At 63.0% G+C, this 3344-nt stretch carries 4 protein-coding genes and 1 tRNA gene; 4 read left to right on the forward strand and 1 reads right to left on the reverse strand.

The window, feature by feature from the left end; translation table 11 throughout:
- The first annotated feature begins 37 nt into the window (after nt 1-37).
- Nucleotides 38-130, forward strand: a tRNA-Ser gene (locus ACSLE4_RS14220).
- Nucleotides 131-158: 28 nt separating this feature from the next.
- Entirely contained in the window at nt 159-647 is a 489-nt protein-coding gene (locus ACSLE4_RS14225) for a hypothetical protein (protein WP_435905088.1), read from the forward strand.
- 11 nt (nt 648-658) lie between these two features.
- Here ACSLE4_RS14225 and ACSLE4_RS14230 read toward each other — a convergent pair whose 3' ends face one another.
- A complete protein-coding gene (locus ACSLE4_RS14230; RefSeq protein ID WP_435905089.1) occupies nt 659-856 on the reverse strand; it encodes a hypothetical protein in 198 nt (65 codons plus the stop codon).
- Nucleotides 857-1091: 235 nt separating this feature from the next.
- Between ACSLE4_RS14230 and ccoN the strand changes: the two genes are divergently transcribed.
- Nucleotides 1092-2765: a cytochrome-c oxidase, cbb3-type subunit I gene (gene ccoN / locus ACSLE4_RS14235; RefSeq protein ID WP_435905090.1), complete on the forward strand. Its 1674-nt coding sequence runs from the start codon at nt 1092-1094 to the stop codon at nt 2763-2765.
- Nucleotides 2766-2773: 8 nt separating this feature from the next.
- The coding region (gene ccoO, locus ACSLE4_RS14240) for a cytochrome-c oxidase, cbb3-type subunit II (protein ID WP_435905091.1) at nt 2774-3344 on the forward strand (571 nt) is incomplete at its 3' end.

A 3344-nucleotide genomic window follows, 5' to 3' on the forward strand; every position in this document is an offset into this window, starting at 1 on the left:
ACCGCCTTCGAGCGGATCAGTAAGGCTTTGCGTCAACGGAGACGTGGCCGAGAGGCTGAAGGCGGCGGTTTGCTAAACCGTTATACGGTCAAAAGCCGTATCGGGGGTTCGAATCCCCCCGTCTCCGCCAAAACCGCCTATCGGCCTAGAGGGTGAGAATGGCTACCCGGACCCGAACGACCCCCGAAGTAGACTTCGACCGCGCCTTCGTCGAGCGCGAGCGCAATCGGTTTGCCGGCCGGGCGCTGTCTTTCCTGATCCTGCTCAACGGCGCCGCGGCCCTCATTCTACTGGCCGTCATGGCGCAAGCGCCTGAGGGCACGGTGGACCGGAAGGTCGCCGCGGCGATGCTGTTCTTCTCGAGCGGGGCGATCGCGGCCTTGCTCAGCGCGTTCCTGGCCTACATCAATCGAACCGTTAGGATGCAACAATCGGCGCGACGGGAAAATCTCAGGGCGGCGTTGCGCGGGCTCGCCATCGCCATCGTGATCGGCAGCGGGGCCGCGTTCCTGGTCGGCATGAACATGGTTGCGACGAGCGCGGTCCAGAAATCGAGCTCACATCCGAAAGGCTCGCGCGAGGACAAGCTGCAGAAGCCGCCCCCTGTCGAGAAAGTGAAACTCCAAGAGCGCCTGATTAAGGGGTAGGGGCCTATGGCCTACGGCGGGCCGGTCATCTCGCGGGTGAAGTCTGCCCAGACCTCGCGGGCTTGGGCGGTCAGGACGCCGAGCTTCTCGCCGACCACATCCCAATTGACGATGTTCTTTTGCGCCTCGCCGTCCGTCCCCAGATCGAGGGCATAGACCACGATGACCGTGAGCACGACGCCGACGAGGATACCGAGAAGAAACCGCATGGAACCCCACTTGAGACTGTCCTGATCATAGGCCGCGGCGGCGCCGAGAGGAAGATGCTTCCCTCTGGTCGCCCCGGGTCTCCAGGTTGTCCTCGGGCGCGAAACTCGCCTTTGAGGCGAGAGACTTCTCCCGAGCCAGGATTCTGTGTCGCAGGGGGCAGCGCCCTCAGTTTGATCTTTGTCAAGGTTCGGCCGGGCCCGGTGGCGCATCTCTCAGGGAAAGAGGGGTGAAGCCATGACTGCCATGCTCGCGCGTGACGAGTGGAAGGCTCTTTCGGATTTTCTGGCGCTGGGCGCGGCGGCTCTTTGCGTCATCGTCGGCCTCATCCTGGCGCTGGCCGGCGAGGACCGGGTCATCGCCTTTCACGGCTGCGTCCTTTTGGGCGCGGCGGCGCTCGCTTTCCTTTTCATGCTCACCCAGATCATCGACGGGCGGGCGCCCGATGAGGGGACAGGCTACGCCGACGGCGTGGTCCGGGCGGGCGTCATCGCCACCATGTTCTGGGGGCTTGCGGGCTTCATCGTTGGCGATGTCATCGCCTGGCAGCTTGCTTATCCCGTCTTCAACTTCGATCTGCCGTGGACGAATTTCGGCCGCTTGAGGCCCGTGCACACCTCGGCCGTGATCTTCGCCTTCGGCGGCAACGCGCTGATCGCCACGTCGTTCTATGTGGTGCAGCGCACCTGCCGCGCGCGGCTCGCCGGCAAGTGGTCGCCGTGGTTCGTGTTCTGGGGTTATCAGCTGTTCATCGTGCTCGCGGCCACCGGCTACGTCCTCGGCGTCACCCAGTCGAAGGAATATGCGGAGCCCGAATGGTACGTGGACATTTGGCTCACCATCGTTTGGGTCGTCTATTTCCTCGTCTTCGTGGGCACCATCGCCAAACGGCGCGAGCCCCATATCTACGTCGCCAACTGGTTCTACCTGGCGTTCATCGTCACCGTCGCCATGCTGCACATCGTCAACAATCTGGCGGTGCCGATGTCGCTGGTGGGCTCGAAGAGCTACATCATCTATTCCGGCGTGCAGGACGCCATGACCCAGTGGTGGTACGGCCACAACGCGGTGGGCTTCTTCCTCACCGCGGGCTTCCTCGGCATGATGTATTACTTCGTGCCGAAGCGCGCCGAGCGGCCGATCTACTCCTACCGGCTTTCGGTGGTCCATTTCTGGTCGCTGATCTTCATCTACATTTGGGCGGGCCCGCACCATCTGCACTATTCGGCGCTCCCGGATTGGGCGCAGACGCTCGGCATGACCTTCTCCATTATTCTGTGGATGCCGTCCTGGGGCGGCATGATCAACGGGCTGATGACGCTGTCCGGCGCCTGGGACAAGCTTAGGACGGACCCGGTGATCCGCATGCTCGCCGTGGCGGTGGCCTTCTACGGCATGTCGACCTTCGAAGGGCCGCTGATGAGCATCAAATCGGTGAATGCGCTGTCGCACTACACCGACTGGACCATCGGCCACGTGCATTCGGGCGCGCTGGGCTGGGTCGCCTATATCACCTTCGGCGCGCTCTATTGCCTGGTGCCGTGGCTGTGGCATCGCAAGGCGCTCTATTCGCAACGTCTCGTCGAGTGGCACTTCTGGATCTCGACGCTCGGCATCGTGCTCTACATCACCTCCATGTGGGTGTCGGGCATCCTGCAAGGGTTGATGTGGCGGGCCTACGACTCGCTCGGCTTCCTCGAATATTCCTTCGTCGAGACCGTAGAGGCGATGCATCCGTTCTACGTGATCCGGGCGACCGGCGGATTGCTGTTCCTCATCGGCGCGGTACTCATGTCCTACAATTTGTGGCGCACGGTCCGTGGCGATCAGCCGGTGGACGCGGCGGAGCAGCCGCGGGTCGCCGCCGCCCCCGAATACCGGCCCGGCGAATACGTGGCGCCGGCGGAATAGAGGGTCATATGAGCTGGGCAAAACACCAAATCTTCGAGAAGAGCTCGATCGTTCTCCTGATCGGCATTCTCGTGGTGGTCGCCATCGGCGGCCTGGTCGAGATCGCGCCGCTGTTTTGGCTGAGCTCGACCATCGAGAAGGTGCAAGGCATGCGGCCCTACACGCCGCTGGAGCTCGTCGGACGCGACATCTATATCCGCGAAGGGTGCTACACCTGCCACAGTCAGATGATCCGCTCCCTCAAGGACGAGGTCGAGCGCTACGGCCATTACAGCCTTGCCGCCGAGAGCATGTACGACCACCCCTTCCAAGGGGGCTCTAAGCGCACGGGCCCCGATCTCGCGCGGGTCGGGGGCAAGTATTCGGACGAGTGGCATCGCGCGCATATGGTCGATCCTCGATCGGTCGTACCGGAATCGGTGATGCCGGGCTATCCGTTCCTGGCTCAGCGCGAACTCGACTATGACGACATTTCGGAGCGCCTGCGTGTCAACGCTACTGTCGGTGTGCCTTACACCGAAGAGATGATCGCAAGCGCGCGTGCCGATCTGGAGCGACAGGCGGGCGCGAACACAGAGG

The organism is Methyloceanibacter sp. (assembly GCF_051306395.1).
Taxonomy (GTDB): Bacteria; Pseudomonadota; Alphaproteobacteria; order Rhizobiales; family Methyloligellaceae; genus Methyloceanibacter.

Coding starts and splice junctions, on each gene's coding strand:
- ACSLE4_RS14225 (WP_435905088.1), top strand. CDS start 159: ATGGCTACCCGGACCCGAACGACCCCCGAAGTAGACTTCGACCGCGCC.
- ccoN (WP_435905090.1), top strand. CDS start 1,092: ATGACTGCCATGCTCGCGCGTGACGAGTGGAAGGCTCTTTCGGATTTT.
- ACSLE4_RS14230 (WP_435905089.1), bottom strand. CDS start 856: ATGCGGTTTCTTCTCGGTATCCTCGTCGGCGTCGTGCTCACGGTCATC.